The organism is Pseudomonas fluorescens NCIMB 11764, from assembly GCF_000293885.2.
Lineage (GTDB): Bacteria > Pseudomonadota > Gammaproteobacteria > Pseudomonadales > Pseudomonadaceae > Aquipseudomonas > Aquipseudomonas fluorescens_B.
The window spans coordinates 4,070,812-4,095,743 of record NZ_CP010945.1 but is presented as its reverse complement, the minus strand read 5'-3'; the positions used below and the strand labels follow the sequence as shown (position 1 = coordinate 4,095,743).

Sequence of the window (24,932 nt, the reverse complement as noted above, 5' to 3'; positions counted from 1 at the left end):
GGTACCTGCATCAGTGTTGAGAGGGGAGGATCAGCGCATGGAGGTCATGTAGTCGCTGGCCTTGCCGGGAATCGATTGGCCCTGGATCTTGCCGAGAAACGCAATGGCCCGGGCCACATCTTCTTCACTCAAATAAGGCGATTGCGGGAACGAGTGCTTGTTGGATTTCCAAGCCGCCGCATAGACGTTATCCGGCGTACCTTCAAAACGGGCGCGCACCAGCTTCATCGCTTGCTCAGGGTTTTCGTTGATCAGTTTTGTCGCTTGTGCCAGGCCGTCGAGGAATTGCTTCACGGTTTGCGGGTTTTCATCAGCCCACTGTTTGCGTGCGCTCAAGGCGATCGAAGGATAGCCATCGAGTTCCTTGACCTGCCCGTCGGCCATGTCCAACAGTGTGAAACCTTTGTGCTCGATAATCGCGCTGTCCGAAGTTGGCGAGGACAAGGCAAAGCCATCGATACGTCCTTGGGAGAACGCGGTCAGAATGGCACTGGCGCTGTTGAGGTAGAGCAAGGTGAAGTCTTTCTCTGCCGAAAGGCCACCTTTTTCACCGAGGAAGCGCACCAGGAAGTCGGCACTGCCACCCGAACCGCTGACGGCAATCTTCAAGCCCTTCATCGCCTTCAAGCGCTCTTCCATAGGGGTTTGCGCGGTCAGTCCAAGCTGGTCGGCTTTCTTCTGGCTGATGACCACATTGCTCGCATACTGCCCGACCAGTCGCCCCAGCAAGGTCAGGTCGGCGCCCTTCAATTTCGCATTGATCGAATTCTGGATCGCGCACGAACAGAACTCGACGGTTCGACTGGCAAGGCCCGAGGTCGCGGCACCGCCGCCCTTGAACTTGATCAGTTCGACATTCATCCCCTGTTTCTTGAAATAGCCGCCATCCACCGCCACGAACAGTGGCATGTGCACGAAGCCGTCGGTTCCCAGGGCAACCTTGATATCCTGCGCATAGGCGCCAGCGCTTGCAGCCACCAGCGAAGCGACCAGACCCATCTTTGCAATCAGCGTTTTAATAGACATGCGTACACCTGTATTTTCTTGTGCGTTATGAACAGGTCAAACCGAAGCTTCACGATCACCCAGGTCTTTTTTCCACGGCATCAGTCGGGTTTCAACCATCCGCACGACCGCTTGCAGCAGCAGCGCCAGGGCGATAATCGCGACCAGTGCAGCGAACACACCGGCGGTGTCCAATTGCCCGGCGGCATCCTGCAGCAGGTAGCCGAGCCCACGATTGGAGGCCATGATTTCGCCGACGATGGCGCCGATCAGGGCGTAGGGCACCGAAAGCTTGAGGCCGGTGAACACCCATTGGATGGCCGAGGGGAATACCACCTTGGTGATCAGGTGGTGTTCGCGGGCGCCCATCAAGCGCAGGATCTCAAGCTGCTCGCGGTCAACCGCACGTACGCCGCTGTAGGTGTTGAGGAACACCAGGAAGAACACAATGGTGGCGGTCAGGATGATCTTCATCTCGATGCCGATGCCGAACCACATGATGAACAGCGGAGCCAGGGCCACTTTCGGCAAGCTGTAGATCGAGATCAGGATCGGATCAAGCAGCTTGGCCAGCAATTCGTTACGGCCCAACAACAGCCCCACCGCAATCCCGACAGTTGCCCCGAGCACGAAGCCTGCGAGCGTCTCCACCACGGTTATCCCGCCATGAGAAAACAGCCTGCCACTGATGACCAGCTCGTAGAACTTGCCGGCGATCTCACTGGGTGAGCTAACGAAAAAGGGATCGATCAACGGCCCCGACGACAGTTGCCAGGTGCCGAAAATCACGATGAAAATCGCCAGGCGTCCAAGGAAAATATTCATGCTCGGTTATCCTTTTCTGCATCGTTCAAAGACGGGGTCATGAAATCCCACAAATCACCGCAGAGCTGGTGATAGCGGGGGTCCTTGCGCAACTGCAAAATGTTGCGCTCCTCGCCCAGGGGGATCTGCACGTCCTTGACGATGGTGCCGGGGCGGCCGGCGAAGATCAGGCAACGGTCGCCGAGTGCCACGGCTTCATCCAAATCGTGGGTGACGAAGATGACGGTCTTGTTCAACCGGCGACTGAGTCGGATCAGCTCGGTCTGCATGCGCATGCGCAATTGCGCATCCAGTGCCGCGAAGGGCTCGTCCATCAGCAGGGTTTCAGGGTCATACGCCAGCAGCCGGGCCAGGGCAGCACGTTTACGCATGCCGCCGGAGAGCTGGCTGGGATAAGACTTTTCAAAGCCTTCAAGACCCACCAGTTGAATCAGTTCCTGAATGCGCACGCGCCGTTCGGCCTTGGCCATGCCCTGGATTTCCAACGGCACGGCAATGTTGCCGACCACATCACGCCAGGGCAGCAAGTGATCACTCTGGGTCATGTAGCCGGTACGGCCATTGACCCCGCAAACGGCCTTGCCGTTGTAGACCACCTGCCCTTCGGTGGGCGCAAACAGCCCCGCGACCATGTTCAGCAGGGTGGACTTGCCGCATCCCGACGGCCCGACCACGGTGACCACTTCGCCCTTCTTGATCGACAGGTTGATGCTATGGGAGGCCTGCTTGGCCACACCTTTCACGGTGAAGGATTTGGAGACGCCGACGAACTGAATGAGCGATGAAGCCTGCTCGTCGCGTTCAGCGCCTTTGGGCTGGGTGATGGATTTCAATGCGACAGGCATGATGGGCTCCCGCTCTGAAAATGGACATTACCCAGAGGGAGCCGTTGATTTGATGTGCAATTAAGTACGTTCATAGCGACCTACTTGTTTTTATGAGTCGTTGATGAAGCTGTCTTGATTATGAAACCGAGGGTGTGGGGGTCAATCCACCTATTCCACACAGTGGAACAGGTGGCACCTCAGGCCAGCAGTGTCAGGCCATCCACCGCCCTCACGCCCTGCCCTTCGGCAAATACCCGCAACGGGTTGATCTCTGCCTCGTCGAGCTTTGTGCCCAGGGTGGTGGCCATGTCGGCGAACGCGACAATGCAATCGACCAGCGCGTTGATATCGGCCTTGGGCGCGCCGCGATAACCATCGAGCAACGCAAAGGTTTTCAACTCCCGGAGCATCGCGTCCGCGTCTTTGCGCGTGATCGGGAGCAGCCGCATGCTGGTATCCCGCAGCAGTTCGGCGCTGACACCGCCCATGCCCAGCAGCAGCGCAGGCCCCAGTTGCGGGTCACGATGGAAGCCCAGAATCAGCTCGTGGCCACCACTGACCATCTCCTGGACAAGAAAGCGCTCAGGCACGAATCCGACCTTGCCGGCGACCACGCTGCGCATGTCGTCCAACGCTTGGCCAATACTGTGTTCGGTCAGGCCGAGCGCGACGCCGCCGACTTCGGTCTTGTGGGTGATGCGCTCGGAGAGCACCTTGAGCACCACCTTCGGTCCGAGCATGCGGGCGGCCTCGATTGCCTGACCGGCATCCCCAACCGCCTGCTCGCGGGTGACGGGCACACCGAAACGGGTAAACAGGGCTTTGCTTTGCTGTTCATCAAGGGTTCCGCTCGGTAACTGCTGGACTTCCTCGGCCGTCATGTACTGGCTGCTCGATTGCGCTTGCGGCGTTTCTTGAGCAACGCAGGCCTTGGCTTTCATCGCCAGCAACGCACTCGCGCAGGCCTCAGGCGCAGTAAAGGCGACGCCCTGGTTGCTGTTGATGCGCAGCAAGGCTTGCGGCGCGTGTGGGCTGACATAGGCGAGTACGGGCTTGCTGCTGTCGCGCTGGCTATTACGGATGGCGTCGGCCATCAGCGTCGGGCGCGCGACGCCGGATGAGCCCACTACACTGATGACCGCGTCGTAGTCCGCGCTTTCCAGCAGGATGCGCATCGCCTCTTGCATGATCTGCGGCTGCAGGCCGGCCAGCGTCAGGTCGATAGGGTTGCGATCGAGCACCGCCTGGTCACCGATATCCAGATCGCGCAAACGTGCGGCCGTGGCCTCACCCGGCGGCGGGGTGTCGAAACCATTGGCACCCAAGGCATCGGCGATCAGCGTGCCGGCACCGCCGGTCGAGGTCAAAATCGCCACCCGGTTACCCACCATCGTGCGCCGGCTGGCCAACGCGAACGGCAGGTCGAGCAGATCGGCAAACGTCTGCGCCCGCACGATACCCAGTTGTTTGAAGTAAACGTCGTAGAGTGCGTCGGCTCCGGCCAGGGCGCCGGTATGCGACGCCGCCGAGCGGGCGCCGGCTTCCGAACGCCCGACCTTGAACACCACGATGGGCTTGCCGGCGGCGCGTGCCTTGAGTGCGGCGCGGCTGAACTTCTCGGTATCGCGCAGCCCTTCCAGGTACAGGGCGATGACTTCGGTGGCTTCGTCATCCACCAGGTAGTCGACGAAATCGGCGACATCCAGGTCGACTTCGTTACTGGTCGCCACCAGCTTGGAAAAACCAATGCCGGCGGCGGCACCGCGGGACAGGATCGAGCCCAGGATTCCGCCACTCTGGGAAATCACCGCGATATTGCCTGCTCTCAACGCCTCCTGATCCAGCGCGCCGCTGGCCGACAAGGTGATGCCCTCGGTGAGGTTGATCAGACCGATGGTGTTCGGTCCCAGGATACGCATGTTGCCCCGCGCCTTTTGCAAGGCTTGCTGGCGCGCGATGCCTTCCTCGCCAGCTTCGCCATAACCACCGGCAAGCACGATGGCCGCTGGCGTGCCCATGGCCGCCAGTTCGGCAACGGCCTGGTTGGCACGTTCGGGACCGAGCAGGATGATGGCAGCATCAGGCACCTCGGGCAGCGCGGCGATAGAGGGATAGCACGTCAACCCGTCGATCTCGGTGTAACGCGGGTTGACCGGGTACAAGCGGCCCTCGAAGCCATGTTTGCGCAGGAAAGCGATGGGCCGCCCGGAGGTCTTTTGCGCATCGCCGGAGGCACCGATCACCGCGACACTGCGCGGGTTCATCAGGCGGGAAATATTATCCATGCTCATCCCCTCTTCGCCTTGGCCGCCAGAAAGGCCGCGACCGACGCCTGATGCTCGGCCGAGGTGTAGCAGATGCCCTGGGCCTGGCTGCCCATGGCCAATACCTGGGCCTGAGTAAGTTCGAAGCTGTTATTGAGAATGGATTTGCTCAATGCCAGCGCGGTCGCCGAGCCGGCGGACAATTCCAGCGCCCAGCGCCGGGTTTCGTCGAGCAGGTCATCGTGGTCGACCACCCGATCCACCAGGCCGATCGCCAAACCTTCTTCAGGCTGTACGGCGCGCCCGGTGTAGATAAGCTCCTTGGCCTTGGGCAGCCCGACCCGACGCGGCAGCAGGTACAAGCCGCCACCGTCGGGGATCAGGCCCCGTGCGATGTAACTCATGGCGTAGCTGGCTTGCCGGGAGGACACCACGAAGTCGCAGCTCAAGGCCAGGTCGCAACCCAGCCCGGTGGCGGCGCCATTGACGGCGGCCAGGGTCGGCTTGGGCAGATTGAGCAACAGGGAGACCGCATGATGCACACGCTGCTGGCGCTTCCAGCCGTTATAGGCCACCTCGCCCGCCGGTGCGCTCATGCGTTTTTCCATGCCCTTGATGTCGCCTCCCGCGCAGAAGCCCTTGCCGGTGCCGGTGATGATGAGGGCGCGGATCTGACTGTTCGCGGCCACCTCTTCCAGCAACTCGATCATGTGGCTGCGCATCTCGTCGCTGATGGCATTGCGAGCCTCGGGGCGATTGAGGGTCAGCACCGCGATGCCGTCGTCATCGACGGCCATGTGGATCGGCGAAGTAACACTTTGCAACATCGTCATGGGGAATCTCTCTCTTGTTGTTGGCATGGCAGCGGCCCAAACTGAAGAGCCTTGCGCTGACCCCGAGTCTATGGAGCTCCCCATGATTGACAATCCGCCAATTCCACTGGGTGGAACACGATGAGCGAGGACGACGGGTTTGATACGCCAGGCGCCGGCAAGGCGCCGATAAACCGTTCGCTTGAGCGCGGCCTGGAAATTCTGCGGGCCTTCCGTGCGGGCACCGAATACCTGGGCAATGGCGATATCAGCGAGCGCACCGGTTTGTCCAAGTCCACGATCAGTCGTTTGACCCAGACACTGATCCACAGCGGCATGCTGGTGTACGACGGCCAGCGCAGTGCTTATCGCCTCGCCCCCGCGACCCTTTGTTTTGCCAATGCCATGTACAACAGCAGCTCGCTGATACACCTTGCCGCGCCACTGATGCGTGAAGCCGCCCACACGCTAAGAGTGAATGTGGGGCTGGCCGCTGCCGACCGGGATGAAATGATTTATCTGGAGTCGATCCGACTGAGCCGCAAGAACACACCGCGTACAGTACAAACCGGTCAAAGGGTGCCCATGGAATTTACGTCCCTGGGGCGTGCCTATCTGGCGACAATTACCGTGCAGAAACGGCAAGCGCTGATGGACCACTTCAAGTCCAGGCGCTGCGATGCCAGGTGGAAGGTGTTGGAAACGGATATTGTCGATGCCTGCGAGAGCGTGCGACTTCGAGGGTATTGCGCAGCATCCTGGCAGGCCGAAGTCGTGGCCATTTCAACCCCGCTAGGCATCCGCAATTACCAGGACCATATTTTGAATATCAGCTTATCCACCCCGCAGTCGATCGAGGCGGTTGTCGCACAATACGCCGGGCCGCTGCTGGGGCTGGCCGACAAGATTCGCGCCAGTGTCGATAGTGTCTGACGCTATGCCCGGTCGGACCTGCCAGGGCAAATTGATGGAAAGTCTACTGCTCCTCGCTACTGATCGGCGGCTGTATCAGGAGCCCGAGTCAAGCTGATGATCCTGGCCCCTGTCCCAACAGAATTCAGATATTCAAGAGCTCATTCACGGGCAGTCTATTGGTGGCCTTCATCTCACGTCGGGAGAGGTTCAATCGAATACTTGAAACGCCAGGGAGCTTCCTCAGCACTTTTTCGACAAAGCGGGTCTAGCTGTCCAAGTCTCGTGCAATTACCTCAAGTAAAAAGTCCGCCTCACCCGTTGTATTGTGGCAACTCACCTCCGGCAAACTGGCGCCAGAAAAACTCGTGGGTAAAACCATCAGCCTGGAGCAGTCCATCGACGCGTTGATGAATATGGATCGGCTCGAGACGACAGGTGTAACCGTCGTAACGGAGTTTCAAACCATGACGGACACCCTTAAGCCGCGCTGAAAAAACGTTCCTTTCGCCTCATTCAGGACAGGACACGCTGCCCAAGCATGTAGAAGTCAGGGTCGAAGCGTCGCACTCACTTCATCCCGCGCAGCGGCTGGATTGATAGGCACGCGGATCGAGATGCCATACGCAACCAGGCAGCCAAGCCCACAGCTTCCCACCACCAGGCACATGGGCCATGGGGTGCCATCGGCCAGGCGACTGACCCACAGACTGGCCAGCGCCCCGCTGGCGAATTGCACCGAAATACCCAGGGCGACACTCGCCCCCGCCTGCCCCGGAAACATACTCATCAGACTCGCCGTGCAATTGGCTCCCAGCAAGCCCGTGACGCCCATGTACAGCACCATGCAAAGCACAATGCTCGTCAGCCCGCCCCACTGCGTATAGCCGTTAACACCTTTGAGAAATGGCCATTGCGACACAGTTGACGCTCGGCAATGTAACTTCAGTGGCGAAAGCCCGGCGGGTTAATGGGTCGCGGTAGGGATGGCCGTTATCTGCCCCCACCGCACAGATCCAGACGTGAGCAACTACCGCATACGGCTCGTGCCAAGAGCACCTGGCGCGAAGCGATCCTCAGGATTCGAGTGTGCACTCGTCGCCCGAATCAAACCGGATTGGGCCGCAACTCGTGCACCAGATCAATCAGTGCGCGCAATCGCGCCGGCACGAAGCGATGGCCCGAGTAGTAGAGCCTCAACCCGCCAAACGACGGGCACCACGGCATCAGCACCGGCACCAGGGCCCCGCTTGCAAGTTCTTCCCGGATGAACCCCTCGGAAATGAAACCGATGCCAAGGCCCGACAACACGGCCTGTTTGATGGCCAGCAACTCATTGAACACAAGGCGCACCGGCAGCTCCATCTGCAACTTCTGGCCGTCGCGCTCCAGCTCCCAATGGTAGAGACCTCCGTGGGCCATGCGCATGCCGATGCTGTGGTGGGTGAGTAGGTCTCGCGGGTGCTCGGGCACGCCGTGGCGCTCGAGGTACTCTGGTGTTGCCACCACGAGCATCCGCATGTCACCTGACAGCGCCACAGCAATCATGTCTTGCGGTACGGACTCTGCCAGGCGAATCCCGGCGTCGAAGCCCCCGGCGACGATGTCGACCATGCTTGACTCACTGACGATGTCGATGCGCACCTCGGGATAGCGCTGAGCGTACTGCTTGAGCAGCGGATCCAGCAGCAGGTAGGCCGCGCCATACGGTGCATTGATGCGCAGTGTGCCGCTGGGTTCGTCGGGGCCGACGCTGGCCTCTTCGCCGGCACTTTTGATCTGCGCCAATGCAGGGGCAATGCGCTCCACATAGCGTCGCCCGATGTCGGTGAGGGCAACGCTGCGCGTGGAGCGATTGAACAGGCGCACTTTCAGGCGCGCTTCCAGGCCGGCCACTGCGCTGCTCACGGCGGTGGTGGACATGCCCAATTCCTGTGCCGCGCCTCGAAAACTGCTGCGGCGCGCAACGGCCAGAACCACTTCCAGCTCGGTCATTCCTGTTCTGTGCATGGATTGTCCTGAAAATACGGATGCTACATAAGCAAAAGGATAGCTTATCGGAACAATAAGCCCCTCATAGACTTCGCTGCACAAAGGCTCATTTGAACGAGGAATCGCCATGCAGCGCATTGAACACATCTACATCAACGGCGAGTTCGTCATACCGCACGGTCAGGAATGGTTCGACCTCCATAACCCGAGCACCGAGCAAGTCATCGGTCAGGTTCGGCTGGGCGATGCACTGGACGCACAACGTGCCATCGCAGCCGCCAAGGCCGCATTTCCGGCCTGGTCTCGCACCCGTCGGGAGGAGCGCATTGCGGCACTGGAACGCATGCACCGGGCCATGGCGACAAGAGAGGAAGAACTGCTGGAAGCCATCCTCGTGGAATACGGCGCGCCTGCGGTTCGCGGGCGCTGGATGGCGACTTACCCGATGGATGTGATTGCGCAAGCGATCGATGCGCTGAAGGCGTTCGATTTCGAAGAACAGGTCGGCATGGCCAAGGTCATTCTGACGCCCGTGGGCGTTACGGGTCTGATCACGCCCTGGAACAGCAATGCGGGCTTCATCTGCAACAAGCTGGCCACCGCGCTGGCGGCAGGCTGCACCACCGTCATCAAGCCCAGCGAGATGAGTGCGTTACAGACACAGGTCGTGATCAGGGCGTTGCACGAAGCGGGGCTGCCACCGGGTGTATTCAATATCATCAACGGGCGGGGCGATGTGGTTGGCGAGGAAATCGCCCGGCATCCCGACGTCGCCAAGCTCTCGTTCACGGGTTCGTCCGCTGTCGGTCAGCATCTGGTAAGAACCGGCGCCGACACCATGAAGCGCGTGACGCTCGAACTGGGCGGCAAGTCGCCCACCGTGGTGCTTGACGATGCGGATTTCCAGGCGGTCATGCCAATGGTGCTGCAAGCCGGATTTCTCAACAGCGGCCAGGCTTGCATCGCGGGCACTCGCATCCTTGTGCCGCGCCGACGGTTGGCAGAGTTCGAGAGGGTTGCGAAGGCGTGCGTCTCACAGATCCAGTCGGGTGATCCACGCAACGCCGACACCGACATTGGCCCAATGGTGAGCCAGAAACAATGGGAACGGGTGCAGCGCTACATCCGTAGCGGCCAGGAAGAAGGCGCGCGGTTGCTGGCGGGTGGCGAAGGTCGCCCGGAAGGCTTGCACGCCGGATGGTTCGTGAAGCCGACGATCTTCACTGATGCCAACAACCGGATGCGCATTGCTCGTGAGGAAATCTTCGGCCCCGTGCTGACGATCATCCCCTACGAGGATGATGCCGATGCGATCAGCATTGCTAACGATACGGACTATGGGCTGAGCGCCCTGGTGCTGGGAAAGAGCCACGAACGCTGTGTGAATATCGCCCTTCAGATCGATTCGGGACGTGTGCTCATCAACACCCTGGCCCACGAACCGCGTGCCCCCTTCGGTGGTTTCAAGCATTCAGGCCTTGGGCGGGAAATGGGCCGGTGGGGGATGAGCGCGTATCTGGAGCCCAAGACATTGGTCACGTTTACCGCCCCATAAATCGCTGATTTGACGCCAATGACAACGTGCTCAGGGGGCGAGTATTTCCTGCAGAAATTCAATGAACACATTGATGCGACTGGAGCCGCGATGGTTGGGCAGATACAGCGCGTTGATGCAGGTGCTCGCACTCCCTGGGTTGACTTCATACTGCTCCAGCACGCGAGTCAGCCGACCGGCGCCAACATCGTCACGCACCAGCCAATCGGCCAACAGCGTCACCCCGCCACCCGCCAAGGCGGCCTCCCGCAGGATGTCGGCATTGTTGCTTTGCAGTCTTCCCTGCACATTCAAGCGGATGATTTCTTCATCGCCCTGGAATGTCCAATTGTGGTGACCCATGCGGTAATCAAACCGCAAGCATTGATGCTCCAGCAAATCACGAGGGTGATGGGGCAGTCCGGTGCGCATCAGGTAGTCGGGACTCGCCACCACCCAACGCTGGAAATCACCCACCTTCTTGCTGACGATGTCATCACTGACGACCGATGAACCGAGACGCACCGACACATCGATCTGCTCGCTGAGCAGGTCACTGACCTCGTCACTCAGCGAGAGGCTGATCTCCAGGCCCGGATGGCGATCGAGCAGCCGGCTCAAATGGGGAGCGATGATACGCCGGCCGAATTCCACTGGAACGCTGGCCCGTAAACGCCCTTGGGCTTCGCTGCCACGGTCGGCAACGACGGCGTCGGCTTCATCGATGGCTTCGAGGATCGCCACTGCCTTGTCGAAATAGCTCTGCCCCGCCACCGTGACACTCGTGTTGCGCGTGGTGCGGTTGAGCAGGCTGGCGCCCAACTCACTTTCCAGCCCCGCGACCTGCCGCGTCACTGACGAAGTGGAGATGCCGAGCTTGCGCGCGGCTGCCGAGTAACCACCACAGCGGACCGTTTCGACAAACATTTTCAGCGCCAGCAACTTGTCCATAAGCGAAGTCCAGGATCGAAAAGTAATAGTGATGACTATGCATGACCCGGCCCGGGGTGTCTTGCATGGCTGTGCTCAACCCCGGGACTCACTGCAGCGAAATGCTCAATGCCCAATCCGGGTCAGCTGATGCCCATGATCCGGTTGCCCATGCTCACACCCCAGTCCCCCATGCGTTTGCCTTCTGCCAGTTGCAGTTGCTGCCAGGCCAGAAGGGCTCTGTCGATGTCGCCTATGTCGTCGATCGCTTGAGCCAGGGCCAGTGCATTGCGGGCCGCCTTGGCCGTGCTTCCGGCCGTGTGAGGGCGCGGCACAAAAGCAGCGTCACCCGTCAACAGCACGCGGCCAAACACCATTCGAGGGACGTTGAGATCAAGGATCGCCTGCACGAAAATATCCTTGGTCTGGCGAATCAGTTCACGAAACGCCGGATTCGCCTGCTGCTCACCCATTTTCCTGATGTAAGCCTCCTGCTCCATTGCCAAGGCGCCCGGAGGAATGGAGTGGCTACGCCGATGGCCCTTGTTATCGGTGAGCACAGCGTCTAATTCTGCGCCCTGCGCAGCCTTCAAATACCAGAGCCAGTTGAACCGTCGCTCGCCGGGATCAACCGAGCCGTTCAGGCCCGGCACCATGTATTCCAGCATCAACGATTCGGGGTCCTGCTGAAACACAAAGTCCTCGTAGATTTGTGCCTTGGCGAAGTCTGGAAGTCCGTCTTCATCGACTAATCCACGCCAGACCACATAGCCTGAATAGGAATACCCGGCCCCCGGCAACACCAGACTTCGCACAGTCGACCCTGCCCCATCGGCGCCGATCAACACGTCGCCCTCGGCACTGCTGCCATTTTCAAACATCGCGGTCACGCGTTGCTCGTTTTGAACCAGATCAACCAGCGTTTTACCCCGGTGATAGTGCTCGGCAGGGAACGCAGAGAACAATGCGTTGTACAGCGTGTTCCAGGACGTCTGGGTTTGCGGCATCGACTCCTTGTGCACGACGGTGCCGGCCCGATCCAGATACAGGCGATCATGGGACCGGACCCCGAGCGCATGGGTATGTTTGATGCCCGAATAGCGAAAATGCTGCAAGACATCCGCTTGCAGGACAATGCCTCCGCCACGGCTGTCCATCGCCGCGGGGGAACGTTCGAAAATATCGACGTGCCAGCCAATCGCACGCAACGCCGTGGCGGCGAACAGCCCTCCCAGGGAACCACCAATGACCAGGGCCTTCGGAACGTCTGCACTCTTCATTACCTTTCTCCTCGTAGCCTGGTGATTCCCACGTTGCGTTATGCCAACACCGGATAGTCGATGTAGCCCTTGGCGTCGCCGCCAAAAAAACTGCTGCCGTCCGCCAGGTTGAGTTCGTTACGGCCACGCAGGCGCGCCGGCAAGTCGGGGTTGGCAATGAACGGGCGACCAAAAGCGATCAGGTCGGCACGCCCCTGTGCGATGGCCTGTTCGGCCGTTTCGCCGGTGTAACCACCCGCCAGCATCAGTACGCCGTGGAAGTCAGTGCGTAGCTGTTTGATGATGGCGTCCCAGCGTGGATCGTTACTTTCGTCGAGCACGGTGCCGACCATCATCGGTTCCACCAGGTGCAGGTAGGCGAGATTCCAGTGGTTGAGTCGGGAGGCAATGTAGCCGAAGGTCTGTTCCGGGGTGTCATCGTCCATCCCCATGAAGCGCCCCATCGGTGTCAGGCGAACGGCGACGCGTTCGGCACCGACTTCTTCGGTCACGGCCTCCACCACTTCAAGCAAAAGCCGCGCACGGTTTTCGATGCTTCCACCGTAGCGATCACTGCGCTGATTGCTGGCGCTGTTGATGAATTGATCGAGCAAGTAGCCGTTACCTGCATGGATTTCCACACCGTCCATACCGGCCAGAAGCGCATTGCGAGCCGCCTTGCGGTAATCGGCAACGATCGCTTCGATGCCCGGAATATCAAGTTCCTGGGGAATCGGTACATCACCCCAAACCCCCTCGCCCTTTTCATTCAGGATGAACGTCTTGCCCGGCACCGGCTGCGCGGTCGGTGCCACAGGCAAGCCGCCGTTGGGTTGAAACACCGGGTGTGACACCCTCCCCACATGCCATAGCTGCAGGAAAATGCGACCGCCTTCTGCATGCACGGCTTCGCTGACCGCTTTCCAGCCCTGAATCTGCTCGGCGCTATGAATGCCGGGCGTCCAGGCGTACCCCTGGCCCTGCTGCGAAATCTGGGTAGCCTCGGTAATGATCAACGCCGCGCTGGCCCGCTGACGGTAGTACTCGACGTTCATCGAGGTCGGTACGTTGCCAGGCTGGCCCGCCCGGGAGCGCGTCAGCGGCGCCATGGCGACGCGGTGATCGAGGGAGAGTTGGCCGAGTTTGATGGGGCTGAACAAGTGATGGGGCATGATGAATTCCTGAATGGCTATGGATTGAAAAAAAACGGCTCAAGCCGCCTGGTTTCGTCTCAGTATCTGGATCATTACTTCGATGGGCTGAGCGCCACTGATCGTGTCGCCTGCGATCTGAATACTCGGAACCGAGCGCACACCGGATGTCCTGGTCATGGCTTCAAGTTTCAACACTTCAGCAGTGCCTTCATCGGTGTTGAGAAAGTCGACAACTGCTTCGCGGTCCAGCCCTGCTTCGGCAGCGATGTCCGCGAGCACATTGAGGTCGCCGATGTCCCGCCCTTCGCCGAAGTACGCCTTGAAAATGGCTTTGACCAGCAAAGAAGCGTCTCGGCCCGCCTGTTGTTCTCGCCATACCAGGCGATGGCCCGCCAGGGTATTGGGGGTTTTTTCGATTTGCTCATAATCGAATTCAAGACCGACAGCCCTGCCAGCGTGGGTAACCTGAGCATCCATGGCCTGGCTACGCGCCCAGCTACCGAATTTGCCAGAGCGATAGGTTTTACGATCCATGCCCTGAACAGGCATGTCCGGGTTCAACTGATAAGGCAGGAAAACAACCTGGCGATCCGTTGAAAAATTCGAAGCGGCCAGTGCGCGTTCCAGATGCTCTTCACCGATCCAGCACCAAGGGCAGATGAAGTCGTAAGTCACGTGAATAGTGGATGGGTGCACACTCATGAGGGTCTCCATGGTTGAATGTTTTCACACCCCCAAGGTAGGTGCCCGGACCCCGTCAGAGAATCCATCGGCTGCACAACGCAGCGTTTCGCAAAACGCAAAGGTGGGGAAATCACCCCACGGGAAGGCTGTCTGAACCGAGTAATTCGGTCAGGAAATCAATGAACGTATTGATACGTTTCGATCCGCGATGATTGGGCAGGTACAGAGCGGAGATCGCCGAACTCGAACTGTTCGGATTGACGACAAATGCGTCAAACAAGGCGGTCAGGCGACCGCTGTCAATGTCATTGTCGACCAGCCAATCCGGCAACAGCGCCACCCCGCTGCCGGCCAGCACGACTTCACGCAAGATCTCGGCATTGTTGCTCTTGAATTGCCCATCGACGGGGACACGGGTCTCTTGACCCTTATCGGCAAATGTCCAGACCTGTTGCGACGTGCCATAGCTGAAGCACATGCAGTCGTGTTGCATAAGGCCCATGGGCTGGTCGGGAAATCCTCGCGCATTCAGGTACTCCGCGCTGGCAACGACCCGGCGTCGAAAGCTGCCGATGCGGCGACTGACCACCGCTTCCATTGCCGCTGGCGACCCCAACCGGATCGATAGATCGATGCGTTCGGCGAGCAAATCGACGATATCGTCGGACAGTGTCATGTCCAGGATGAGCATAGGGAAACGCTCTAAAAGCGTGCAGATGTGGGGGGCGATGAGGCGGTGTCCAAACGCCACGGGCACTGAAATACGCAACTCGCCTGCCGGGACTTCTCCCCGATCCGACACCGACTCGTCAGCGTCCGCCATGGCGTTCAGGATATCCCGGGTTTTCAGGTAATAAGCACCACCGACATCAGTCAACGTGACTTGCCGGGTAGTACGATTAAGCAGCACGGCACCGAGGTCATCCTCAAGCCTGTCGATCATGCGGGTCACTGAAGAGGTGGCCAGATTGAGTTGTCTGGCGGCAGACGAAAAGCCCTTGGAGTCGACCGACTGGACGAACATTTTCAGCGCGAGCAGCTTGTCCATGAACCTCCTTCAATGTCATCGGTACGCTCCTTGAGGATCTATCTTTGGACATCGACTGGGACTGCGCGAGTTAACTGTTGTTAATTCTGCCGTCGTTGCGCCTGGCGCAAAGTAGCGTTGCGCCTTGGTGGGGTACTCCATCACAACCGCCCTCTCTAAGCTCACCCTTCAGAAGTCGCCGTAGGCCAATCGCAAGCGGCGGATTGAAAAATCTGTCGTTAACTCAGGCGAGGTAAGGCGATGAAGCGCAAGACGATCATCGGTGCCATTCTGGCAATCGGCATCGTGGGGACAGGGTTCGCCTTCTGGATGATGTGGAGGCCGGAAATTCCCGTCGCCAGTCAGCATCAGAGTGCAGGCCGCGAATCCATGGACAGGGGCCGACGCGTTGTCGAAGCGGGAGACTGCGCGGTCTGCCACACGCGACCAGGGGGTGCTTACATGGCGGGTGGTTTGCCGCTGATAACGCCCTTCGGAACACTCTTCACCACCAACATCACCCCGGACCGGGAAACCGGTATCGGCGAGTGGTCGCTGGACGCCTTTGAGCGGGCTATGCGCGAAGGCATCGCGCGCGACGGCCATTTTCTCTATCCGGCCTTTCCCTATGTGCATTACCGAAAGATGAGCGATGCCGATATCGCGGATGCCTACGCCTTCCTGATGAGCGTGGATCCGGTGAAATACACCGCCCCTGAAAACCACATGATTTTCCCCATGAACTTCCGTCCGCTGGTGTCTTTCTGGAACCTGTTGTTCCTGCATGGTGAGCCGCTGCAACCACTGCCAGACCGCTCAGCGCTCTGGAACCGTGGACGCTATCTGGTCGAAGGCGCCGGGCACTGCTCGTCCTGCCATTCGCCGCTGAATCTGATTGGCGGGGAGAAAAGCAGCGAGCTGTTCAACGGTGGTGTCGTTGATGGCTGGACGGCACCTGCCCTGCGCGGAATGGCCACGGCGGAACATCCCTGGAATGAAGACCAGTTAGTCGCCTACCTGACGGGCGAGGTCGCCGAAGGACATGGCGCAGCGGCAGGCCCGATGTTACCGGTCAGCCTGAGCATCGCGCAGATGCCAGCAGAAGATGCCCATGCCATTGCGCAGTACATTCTCGACCTGAAAAAAACCTCTTCGGAGGCGCCATTGCCGCCCTGCATCTCTGAGCCCAAGCCCGATGCCGTGGCGCTTGCGGGCGCCTCGTTGTTCGAAGGTGCCTGTGCAAGCTGCCACGGCAGTGCCGCACCGATGCGTGTCATTGAATCAAGACCTGCTCTGGCCAGCACTTCGGCAGTGACGGCCGAATCGCCACGCAATTTGATCCAGACCATCCTGCAGGGCATTCCGATGTCCACCGCCGCTGCGAGCCACTACATGCCGGCCTTCGCCCATAGCCTGGACGATGCCGACGTGGCTGCAATTGCCCGGTATCTGCGCAACGAGAGCTGCGCGACCAGGCCCTGGAAGGACTTGGAGAACACTATCAAGAGCATTCGGGCACAGGAGCAGCAACCGTGATCACACTCGACATCAACGGCAAGACTCATGAACTGGACATCCCGGAAGACATGCCGCTGCTGTATGCCTTGCGCAACCAGGTGGGGCTCAATGGCGCTAAATACGGCTGCGGCTTGGGTCAATGCGGCGCATGCACGGTCTTGGTGAACGACAAACCGGTTTTTTCATGCCTGACACCGTGCGGTGCGCTGGCGGGAAAATCAGTGCGTACCGTGGAGAGTCTGGGCAGCGCCGACCAACCGGGACCGTTGCAAAAAGCGTTTATCGACGTCCAGGCGGCCCAGTGCGGTTATTGCATCGCGGGGATGATTGTACGGGCACAGGCTTTGTTAGAGACCAACCCTCAGCCGGACGACGAAACGATCCGTCGCCACATGGCGCCCAACTTGTGCCGCTGCGGCACCCATGTGCGGATCCTCGCCGCGATCAAGTCGGTCATCGAGCAGGGAACCAAGGTATGAAAACCTTAAAGCAAGACGTCAATCTGAGCCGCCGCGCCTTCGTGATAAACGGAGCATTGGTGATGGGGTTCGCGATGCTTCCCGGTATTCCGCGCGCCTTCGCTGACACCGAAGTGGACACCTTGGGCACGCAAATCCTGGCTCCTGACCTGCCGGGCAGCCTGCGGGCCACACCCTATCTGGACGCCTGGATCCGCATTGACGCGAAAGATGGCATCACGGTCTACACCGGCAAAGTGGAGCTGGGCACCGGCGTCAAAACTGCGCTGCTGCAGATCGCCGCCGAACGCCTGGAAGTGTCACCCGGGCTCATCCGTTTTCTCACCGCCGATACCGCGCTGACACCCAATGAAGGTTACACCGCGGGCAGCCATACGATGGTCGACAGCGGCACTGCGCTTTTCAATGCCGCGGCCCAGGTACGTCAGCTGTTGCTCGAGTCCGCGGCACGGCAATGGCAGCAGAAAGTCGACAGTCTGAGCACGCGGGACGCAGTCATCTACGATGCGCGAGGCCGCAGCATGACCTACGCACAAGCGGTTGTCGGGGTTCAACTGCATCGCTTTGCATCGGCCAACTCCCCCTTCAAGCCAGCCGACAGCTTCACCCTGATCGGCACGTCACTGCCTCGGCTGGACATTCCCGCCAAGGTCAGCGGCGGTGCGGCGTATGTGCAGGACATGCGCCTGCCGGATATGCTGCATGCCCGTGTGATACGTCCACCCCGGCGCGGCAGCCAGTTGCTGGACATCGACGAGGCCGCCGTCAAGCAACTCCCCGGCGTGGTGAAACTGGTCCGCAACGGCAGTTACCTCGCCGTGGTCGCCACGGATGAATGGCTGGCGGTCAAAGCCATGCGCGAGGGCTACGCCACTGCCCGCTGGACAGAAGGGAATCCGCTGCCCGACTCGACACACATCCATCAACTCCTTACCGAGTTGCCAGCGCGGCGCTACCCGGTGAGCGCCAAAGGAAACCTCGCGCAACCTGCACCGCGTGCCTACAAGGCACGGGTGACCAAACAGTACCTTATGCACGGTTCCATCGGACCGTCCTGCGCGGTGGCCTGGTTCAAAGACGGAACACTGACCGTCTGGACCCACACTCAAGGTGTCTATCCTTTGCGCGCGGGCATCGCCGAAATGGTCGGCTTGCCAGCGACTCAGGTGCGTTGCATCCACACCGAAGGCTCCGGTTGCTATGGCCACAACGGCGCGGATGACGCCGCCGCCGATGCTGCGCTGATCGCCATGGCCCTACCGGGCAAGCCGATTCGGGTGCAATGGATGCGCGAACAGGAAAATCTCTGGGAGCCCTACAGCTCGGCGATGCTTGCCGAAGTGGAAGCGGGACTGGACAGCAGCGGGCGCCTTCGGGACTGGAAATACGAGCTCTGGAGTACGCCGCACAACGAACGCATCGTCAATGCCGGGCGCCTGTTGCCGGCCTGGCTCCTGGCAAGCCCCTTCACCCCTGCCCCTTCGATCCCGATTGCCCAACCCGAGGGCGACGGCGACCGTAACGCGGTTCCGTTGTATGAGATACCCAACCTGAAGGTCGATCTGAACTTCGTTCTGACCATGCCATTCAGGACCTCGGCCATGCGTTCGCTCGGTGCCCATATCAACGTGTTCGCCATCGAGAGCACCGTCGATGAACTGGCGGCGCAGGCCAGCGTGGATCCGGTGCAGTTTCGCTTGAATCACTTGACCGATCCGCGAGCTCGCGCGGTGGTGGAGCGCGTGGCCAGTGAGTTCCGCTGGCCGCAAAAAGCAACCGGCCCCGGCAGCGGGATCGGCTTCGCCTTCGCCCGCTATAAAAACATCATGGGCTACTGTGCGATCGCCGTGCAGTTGCATGTGCAGCGCCAGACCGGGCAGATAACGATTGATCGCGTCGTCACCGCCGTCGATGTGGGGCAAATTGTCAGCCCCGATGGGCTGCTCAATCAGATCCAGGGCGGCATCGTGCAGTCCGCCAGCTGGACGCTCTATGAAAGCATCCTCTATGACGCCACTGGCATGCACAGCTTCGACTGGAGCGGATATCCGATCATGCGTTTCCCCGAGTTGCCGCAACGGGTCGAGGTCCACATGATTGATCAGCCGAACCAGCCTTTTCTTGGTGCTGCGGAAATCGTCCAGGGTCCCATGGCTGCGGCGTTGGGCAATGCAATCAGTGATGCCACCGGCAAGCGCTTGCTGGATCTGCCGCTGGCACGACGTGGCTGGCAGGATGCACTGGGATCATGATCTATCCAGCTTCAGAATAAAAAAAGGGCGGTCAAGGATCACTTGCACCGCCCTACCCCCATCAAGGGAAATGTTGCTCTTCAATAAAACACGCCGTTGGAAGAGAACGACATGTACACGCAACACTCGTTAAAGTGCTGCCTGTCAGTTGCGGCAGCCAGCCATAAACCGCACGGGCCCGCCGAGTTTTAAAGTTCCGGACATCACCGCTCTGAAGTGAGCAACCTGATTCATTAAAACAATGCCAATTGGTAATTTATAATCACGCGGTTCTCATCTTGCTGGCGGGTGTTCGGGATATTGTTTCGCACCATTGCATTTTTCCACATGACACCCAAACCTTTGAGGGGGCCCGATTGCACGACGTAGGCCAGCGTAATATCGCGCTCCCATTCACTGGAATTGCTGGAGGCAACGGTATCGATACCATCGCCTTTAACATACACAACACCCGCCGTCGCACCTGGCAAGCCCAGTGTTGCAAAGTCATAAGAGTAACGGGCTTGCCATGACCTCTCGCCTGCACGTACGAATTTCTGAACCTGCATCTCCGTGATGGTATAGGTGGTCGGGCCGTCACCCTGGTTTAAATACGGAAAGTCACTTTTACCATTACTTACTTCATAACCTGCGCCAAAGGTGTGACCCGCAACCGCATAGGTAAATAACCCACTGTACAAATTATTGTCGACTTCACCCTTCAAGGTATTACCGCCGTAGTAACCTGTCGTGAAATACGCAGGATCATGGCCGTTTGCACCATCACTTTTACTATTAAAGTAGCGAAGATCACTGGTCAGTACGCCAGGACCTATCGCCCAGTTGTGAATGAGCCCGAGAAAGTTCTGCGTGTAAAAATCTTCCAGATTGCCGTAATAGTACTGCAAGGTCAGATCTTTAGTCAGTTTGTAATCGCCACCCGCGTAGATGAACTTATTACTGAAACGACCGGTAACAGCATTATTAGCACCGGCGATGGACATGTTTTCGTTGTTACTGGAGTTGCGTCCCTTCACCTTATCAATTTGCCCACCCACCAAGGTCAGGTCTTTGATATCTGCCGAAGTCACTTGGGTCCCTTGCCAGGTTTGCGGCAACAAACGTCCGTCATTGCTGAAGATCACCGGCAGTTTCGGCACCAGCGTTCCAAGCTTCAGCTCGGTCTTGGATATTTTCATTTTACCGGTCAGGCCCAGGTTGGAGACATCGTCAACCGCATGATCGCCGTCACTCGGAAACACGATGCCACCGTAGTTCGTGCCCGTCGGATTGCCATGCTTGCCGGCGCTTGAATCCAGCTTGACGCCCAGCATGCCCAACGCATCCACTCCGAAACCTACCGGCCCCGGGGTGTAACCCGAGATGAATTCGAGCTGAAAGGCCTGGCCCCACTCCGCTTGATAACTCTGGTTGGCTGCTTTCTGAGCGGGTGTTGCTGAGTCTCGGTAATCGCTATTGATATAGAAGTTACGCAGTTTGAGCGCAGCTTTACTATCTTCGATGAAGCCCGCCGCATGGGCTTGCTGCGCCAATACACACAGGGCTGCTGCAACAGTCAAAGTACACTTCATTGGTTCGCACCCAAGTTGAGATTTATTGTTTTTTTACAAACTTTTCAGTGTTTTTCAGGCGTAGTTATTCACAAGTCCTGCACGTTCATGCAGCAACTATTTAATGTGAATATTAATAATCCGAATTAATCAGCGTTCAACTGCGCCTTCCATGTCGCCGGCGTCCCCAATTCAGAATCCACCAACTGATTTTCAAATCGATTGCGCTCACTGACAGCACTGGCGGAACGATCGGTGATGGAGAACCAGAAAATGCCGATAAATGCGACAGCCATTGAGAACAGGGCCGGGTATTCATACGGGAACCAGGCTTGCTGATGATGCAGGATCTTGACCCAAACCGTCGGACTGAGAATGCACAGGGTGATTGCCGATACCAGCCCCAGCGATCCGCCAATCACAGCGCCGCGTGTCGTCAGGCCCTTCCAGTAAATCGACAACAACAGCACTGGGAAATTGGAACTGGCGGCGATGGAGAACGTCAGGCTCACAATAAAGGCGATGTTCTGTTTTTCAAAAGCAATCGCCAGGAGAATCGACAACACCCCTAAAACGATGGTCGTCACACGAGAGACACGCATTTCTTCACGGTCAGTGGCGGTGCCACGGCGCAAGGCATGCGCATAGAGATCATGAGAAACCGCAGAAGAGCCGGCAAGGGTCAACCCCGCCACGACTGCCAATATCGTCGAGAACGATACTGCACACATGAACCCCAGGAAGACATTTCCGCCGACGTTGTGTGCGAGGTGTATCGCAACCATATTCACGCCGCCCACTATTGCGCCCGATGCATCGTGATAGGCAGGATTACTGGCAACCAGGGCGATGGTGCCGAAGCCGATAATGACGATCAGTGCGTACCCTATGCCGACAAGACCCGTGGCATAAAGAATACTTTGGCGCGCAGCCTTGACGTTACCGACGGTGAAGAACCGCATGAGAATGTGTGGAAGACCTGCCGTGCCGAAGACTAATGCCAGTCCCAGGGAAATGGCAGACACCGGGTCGGTAATCAGACCGCCTGGGCTCATGATTGCTACATGGGAGGGATGAACCTCGGTCGCTTGCGTGAACAGCTGGTTCAGGCTGAATCCGAATTCGGATAACACCATGAACGCCATGAAGACACAGCCGGTCAGCAGCAAGACTGCCTTGATGATCTGAATCCAGGTGGTCGCCAGCATCCCGCCAAAGAACACATAGATAACCATCAGCGTACCCACGAGAAGTACTGCCGCGGTGTAATCGAAGCCGAACAGTAACTCCACCAGTTTTCCGGCGCCTACCAGCTGAGAAACCAGGTAAAGCAGAACGATAACGATCGAACTGGACGCCGAAAAAGCACGTATGGGTCGTTGTTTCAGCCGATAGGACAGTACGTCCGCCAGGGTGTAACGCCCCAGGTTTCGCAATGGCTCTGCAATCAGGAACAGAATGATCGGCCAGCTGGCAAGGAACCCGATCGAGTAGATCAGCCCATCAAAACCACTGGTAAAAACCAACGCGGAGATGCCCAGCAAAGACGCCGCAGACATGTAGTCTCCAGCGATTGCCCAACCATTTTGGAAACCGGTAATTTTTCCACCTGCTGCATAGTGATCGGCAACGCTATTGTTTTTACGTGCAGCCCATCGCGTGACAAACAGAGTGAAAATGACAAACGCTAAAAACATGCCGATGGCAATCGGATTATGTTTTTGTGCGGCGGCAGGGACATCGGCCGCATAGACCGCTACCGAAGCAAGGACGGCGGAGATTGCAATGAGTAGACGCTTCATTTGTTGAAGCTCCTGATGATTGTTTTTATTTCAGGGTCGTAGCAGGTGTTAGTGCGCCATACATAGACAGCAACAAGAACAATCGTGAAGGCGAGCATTCCAAAGCCAATCGGCACACCCCAGGTCATCGGTTGCCCTTCGACGATAGGTGTACCCAAACGGGCAGGTATAAAGGCCAGAGAAAGAATGAAGCCGAAATAGACCGCCAGCATAAGCGCCGTCATGCTCCACGAAAATATTCGTCGCTGCTTTACCAGCGCACGAAACTGCGGATTTTCGAGAATCGGGTTTTGAAGTGTGTCATCAACCTGATTAGCGGACATGGCCGGGCCACCGTCTCGCGGATATGCATGTTCCATGGTTGTCTCCTGCAAAGGGCGTGTGGCTGAATTAAAACTTCACCGGCACTGCGGTCTCACGCATCACGGCTTCTGGAGTCCGGTATAACTCAGCCATTTCGCGCTCTTCTTCACTCTTCAGTTGCGCCTGCATGTAGGCACCAAGATGCCTGGCATGTTGAACAATCGATGCCCCGAAACGACAGCGTTGCTCGCTGTAGTCCGCCAATGCCTCTTCCACGGATGCATGTCGCTCAAGTGCTTCGACGATTGCCAAGGCATCACCGGCCGCCTTGGTAACACCCATCCCGCAATGGGGACGCGCCACAAATGCCGCGTCGCCCAGTAAAGCGACACGTCCGAAATTCATTTTCGGTACTTCCAGATCGTAAATCGGTTGGAATAACGGCTGAGCCGCTTTCTTTACGACTTCCGCAAACTGCGGGGCAAGTAAGGTTTCTGCGGATTCGTACATAGTGTCGAGCACGTCACGGCGTATCAGCGCCGGAGGGATACCGCCTTCAAATTGCTTGCCGCTTTCATCCCTCAGCAAATCGCGCAAATCGTCATCGTCGCTGGTGCGGTACCACACAAAGTTATAACGACGCTCCCCGACACGGGTGCTGTTGGAATGCCCCGCAACGGGATACCCCAGGATCTGTTCGTGCGGAGGCAAGCAAAACGCGAATTTATCGAACAGGGCTGCGTGGGCAGAGTCAGACAGGACACTTTCATCCACTAACCCACGCCAGGCGATATAGCCGGCATATTGCAGGTGCACGTCAGGTAAAAAATGCTGGCGAATCGTCGAACGAAATCCATCCGCCGCGATAACGACGTCTGCCTGGTGAGTCGTACCATCAGCCAATGTGACGCTGGCATGAGTTTCAGTGCTTTCAACGGAGACGACGCTACCACCGCAGCGATACAGCGAGTCCGGAAATGCGGCGCGAAGCACCTGATACATCTTCCCCCAGGCGGTCAACGTCTGTGGGAGCACGTTCTCAAGTACGACATCACCGTCCTGGGCCAGCGTGACCCGTGAACGCACATCGATACCTACGGATGCATCGAGGGGAATTCCCGCTGCGGCCATCGCTTCAAACAATTCAGGGTGTGTAACGATGCCTGCGCCACGCCCGGCAAGCTCATCCGGAACGCGTTCGAAGACCTCGACATCCCAACCTTTGCGCAACAGCATATTGGCTGCAAACAGACCACCCAGCGAGCCGCCCACGACAATGGCGCGGGGTTTGTTCAATGAATCGATCATGAGCGTACTCCCGCAGTCGCTGCCGCATGGGCGGTGTAAGAACCGACTGCTTCAATTTCGGAGGCCGGGAAGTTGAGCTCGATGGTGACGCCAGACGGGTCTTCGATGAACACCTGATGCAGGCCGAGGCTCGGAACGGTGCGATCACGCCAGGCAATGCCCTCGGTCTTGAAGACGTTCCAGAACTCAACCAGGCCGGTTACCAGAAACGCAATGTGGTCGACGGTCCCAGTGCCGGTCAGCGGGATGTTCTTGTCACCAAGGTACTTCTTCAGACCTTCGGGGTTGGAGGGATCAATCCCGATGATGTGGACGGTGCCAAAGTCTTCCTCATCCCCTCCCATGTACAACCAGACGCCAGGAAAATCGAACGGCGGCCGGTAGCCAGGCTTGAAACCGAGCACCCTTTCATAGAATCGACTGGACCTCTCCAGGTCGAACGACCGGATCGAGTAATGAGCGAGCTTCAGGACGTGCATGGTGCCTCCAACTGTT

The 24,932-nt window shown here is 58.5% G+C and carries 23 protein-coding genes and 1 pseudogene; 5 read left to right on the top strand and 19 right to left on the bottom strand.

Going from position 1 to position 24,932, the window contains the following annotated elements; translation table 11 throughout:
* Window positions 1-30: 30 nt before the first annotated feature.
* The 5 genes from B723_RS18890 to B723_RS18870 form a co-directional block, all read right to left on the bottom strand.
* On the bottom strand, window positions 31-1,026 hold the full coding sequence (locus tag B723_RS18890) for an ABC transporter substrate-binding protein (RefSeq protein WP_017339232.1): 996 nt from the start codon (window positions 1,024-1,026) through the stop codon (window positions 31-33).
* 36 nt (window positions 1,027-1,062) lie between these two features.
* Window positions 1,063-1,830, bottom strand: a complete 768-nt coding sequence (locus B723_RS18885; protein WP_017339233.1) for an ABC transporter permease — start codon at window positions 1,828-1,830, stop codon at window positions 1,063-1,065.
* The gene (locus B723_RS18880) at window positions 1,827-2,675 is read right to left on the bottom strand and encodes an ABC transporter ATP-binding protein (RefSeq protein ID WP_017339234.1); all 849 of its coding nucleotides are present in this window, start codon (window positions 2,673-2,675) and stop codon (window positions 1,827-1,829) included. The genes B723_RS18885 and B723_RS18880 overlap by 4 nt, the downstream gene beginning before the upstream one ends.
* A 179-nt stretch (window positions 2,676-2,854) precedes the next feature.
* Window positions 2,855-4,942, bottom strand: coding sequence for an acetate--CoA ligase family protein (locus B723_RS18875; protein WP_031318980.1), 2,088 nt, complete (start codon window positions 4,940-4,942; stop codon window positions 2,855-2,857).
* A gap of 2 nt (window positions 4,943-4,944) precedes the next feature.
* Window positions 4,945-5,754, bottom strand: a complete 810-nt coding sequence (locus tag B723_RS18870; RefSeq protein WP_017339236.1) for an enoyl-CoA hydratase/isomerase family protein — start codon at window positions 5,752-5,754, stop codon at window positions 4,945-4,947.
* 120 nt (window positions 5,755-5,874) lie between these two features.
* On the opposite strand from B723_RS18870, the gene B723_RS18865 reads away from it, so the two are divergent.
* A complete protein-coding gene (locus B723_RS18865; protein WP_017339237.1) occupies window positions 5,875-6,666 on the top strand; it encodes an IclR family transcriptional regulator in 792 nt (263 codons plus the stop codon).
* Window positions 6,667-6,790: 124 nt separating this feature from the next.
* Here the strand turns inward: B723_RS18865 and B723_RS32370 are convergent.
* The 4 genes and pseudogenes from B723_RS32370 to B723_RS18855 all read right to left on the bottom strand — a co-directional run.
* A pseudogene (locus tag B723_RS32370) lies at window positions 6,791-6,997 on the bottom strand (Lrp/AsnC ligand binding domain-containing protein); the annotation flags it as partial.
* Window positions 6,960-7,109 carry a hypothetical protein gene (locus tag B723_RS33385; RefSeq protein WP_162491061.1) on the bottom strand — a complete coding sequence of 50 codons (150 nt, stop codon included), beginning with the start codon at window positions 7,107-7,109 and terminating at the stop codon, window positions 6,960-6,962. The pseudogene B723_RS32370 and the gene B723_RS33385, both read right to left, overlap by 38 nt.
* Window positions 7,110-7,195: 86 nt before the next feature.
* Window positions 7,196-7,435: a hypothetical protein gene (locus tag B723_RS18860; protein WP_238588287.1), complete on the bottom strand. Its 240-nt coding sequence runs from the start codon at window positions 7,433-7,435 to the stop codon at window positions 7,196-7,198.
* A gap of 317 nt (window positions 7,436-7,752) precedes the next feature.
* Window positions 7,753-8,655 (bottom strand): LysR family transcriptional regulator, encoded by a 903-nt coding sequence (locus B723_RS18855; RefSeq protein WP_033037330.1) that lies wholly within the window; start codon window positions 8,653-8,655, stop codon window positions 7,753-7,755.
* Window positions 8,656-8,764: 109 nt separating this feature from the next.
* Here B723_RS18855 and B723_RS18850 point away from each other — a divergent pair, with 109 nt between their 5' ends.
* Complete coding sequence (locus B723_RS18850; RefSeq protein ID WP_017339241.1) at window positions 8,765-10,192, top strand: aldehyde dehydrogenase family protein; 1,428 nt, start codon at window positions 8,765-8,767, stop codon at window positions 10,190-10,192.
* A gap of 30 nt (window positions 10,193-10,222) precedes the next feature.
* Here the strand turns inward: B723_RS18850 and B723_RS18845 are convergent, their stop codons facing one another.
* The 5 genes from B723_RS18845 to B723_RS18825 form a co-directional block, all read right to left on the bottom strand.
* On the bottom strand, window positions 10,223-11,122 hold the full coding sequence (locus B723_RS18845; RefSeq protein ID WP_017339242.1) for a LysR family transcriptional regulator: 900 nt from the start codon (window positions 11,120-11,122) through the stop codon (window positions 10,223-10,225).
* Between the two features lie 122 nt (window positions 11,123-11,244).
* Window positions 11,245-12,381: an FAD binding domain-containing protein gene (locus B723_RS18840; protein WP_017339243.1), complete on the bottom strand. Its 1,137-nt coding sequence runs from the start codon at window positions 12,379-12,381 to the stop codon at window positions 11,245-11,247.
* 38 nt (window positions 12,382-12,419) lie between these two features.
* Window positions 12,420-13,532 (bottom strand): alkene reductase, encoded by a 1,113-nt coding sequence (locus tag B723_RS18835; RefSeq protein ID WP_017339244.1) that lies wholly within the window; start codon window positions 13,530-13,532, stop codon window positions 12,420-12,422.
* 39 nt (window positions 13,533-13,571) lie between these two features.
* Window positions 13,572-14,216: a DsbA family oxidoreductase gene (locus B723_RS18830; protein WP_017339245.1), complete on the bottom strand. Its 645-nt coding sequence runs from the start codon at window positions 14,214-14,216 to the stop codon at window positions 13,572-13,574.
* Window positions 14,217-14,328: 112 nt separating this feature from the next.
* A complete protein-coding gene (locus B723_RS18825; RefSeq protein ID WP_017339246.1) occupies window positions 14,329-15,246 on the bottom strand; it encodes a LysR family transcriptional regulator in 918 nt (305 codons plus the stop codon).
* A 240-nt stretch (window positions 15,247-15,486) separates the two neighbouring features.
* Here B723_RS18825 and B723_RS18820 point away from each other — a divergent pair, with 240 nt between their 5' ends.
* The 3 genes from B723_RS18820 to B723_RS18810 are packed head-to-tail and all read left to right on the top strand — an operon-like array spanning window position 15,487 to window position 19,474.
* Window positions 15,487-16,761: a c-type cytochrome gene (locus B723_RS18820; RefSeq protein ID WP_017339247.1), complete on the top strand. Its 1,275-nt coding sequence runs from the start codon at window positions 15,487-15,489 to the stop codon at window positions 16,759-16,761.
* Complete coding sequence (locus tag B723_RS18815) at window positions 16,758-17,222, top strand: (2Fe-2S)-binding protein (RefSeq protein WP_017339248.1); 465 nt, start codon at window positions 16,758-16,760, stop codon at window positions 17,220-17,222. The genes B723_RS18820 and B723_RS18815 overlap by 4 nt, the downstream gene beginning before the upstream one ends.
* Window positions 17,219-19,474, top strand: coding sequence for a xanthine dehydrogenase family protein molybdopterin-binding subunit (locus B723_RS18810; protein WP_017339249.1), 2,256 nt, complete (start codon window positions 17,219-17,221; stop codon window positions 19,472-19,474). Before B723_RS18815 ends, B723_RS18810 begins: the two co-directional genes overlap by 4 nt.
* 233 nt (window positions 19,475-19,707) lie before the next feature.
* On the opposite strand, the gene B723_RS18805 is transcribed toward B723_RS18810, so the two are convergent.
* The 5 genes from B723_RS18805 to B723_RS18785 all read right to left on the bottom strand — a co-directional run bounded on the left by B723_RS18805 (window position 19,708) and on the right by B723_RS18785 (window position 24,916).
* Entirely contained in the window at window positions 19,708-21,045 is a 1,338-nt protein-coding gene (locus tag B723_RS18805) for an OprD family porin (RefSeq protein WP_031318981.1), read from the bottom strand.
* Window positions 21,046-21,170: 125 nt separating this feature from the next.
* Window positions 21,171-22,826, bottom strand: coding sequence for a cation acetate symporter (locus B723_RS18800; RefSeq protein ID WP_017339251.1), 1,656 nt, complete (start codon window positions 22,824-22,826; stop codon window positions 21,171-21,173).
* Entirely contained in the window at window positions 22,823-23,185 is a 363-nt protein-coding gene (locus B723_RS18795; RefSeq protein ID WP_017339252.1) for a DUF485 domain-containing protein, read from the bottom strand. Before B723_RS18795 ends, B723_RS18800 begins: the two co-directional genes overlap by 4 nt.
* Before the next feature lie 31 nt (window positions 23,186-23,216).
* Window positions 23,217-24,437 (bottom strand): FAD binding domain-containing protein, encoded by a 1,221-nt coding sequence (locus B723_RS18790; RefSeq protein ID WP_017339253.1) that lies wholly within the window; start codon window positions 24,435-24,437, stop codon window positions 23,217-23,219.
* A complete protein-coding gene (locus B723_RS18785; RefSeq protein ID WP_017339254.1) occupies window positions 24,434-24,916 on the bottom strand; it encodes a VOC family protein in 483 nt (160 codons plus the stop codon). The genes B723_RS18790 and B723_RS18785 overlap by 4 nt, the downstream gene beginning before the upstream one ends.
* Window positions 24,917-24,932 lie beyond the last annotated feature (16 nt).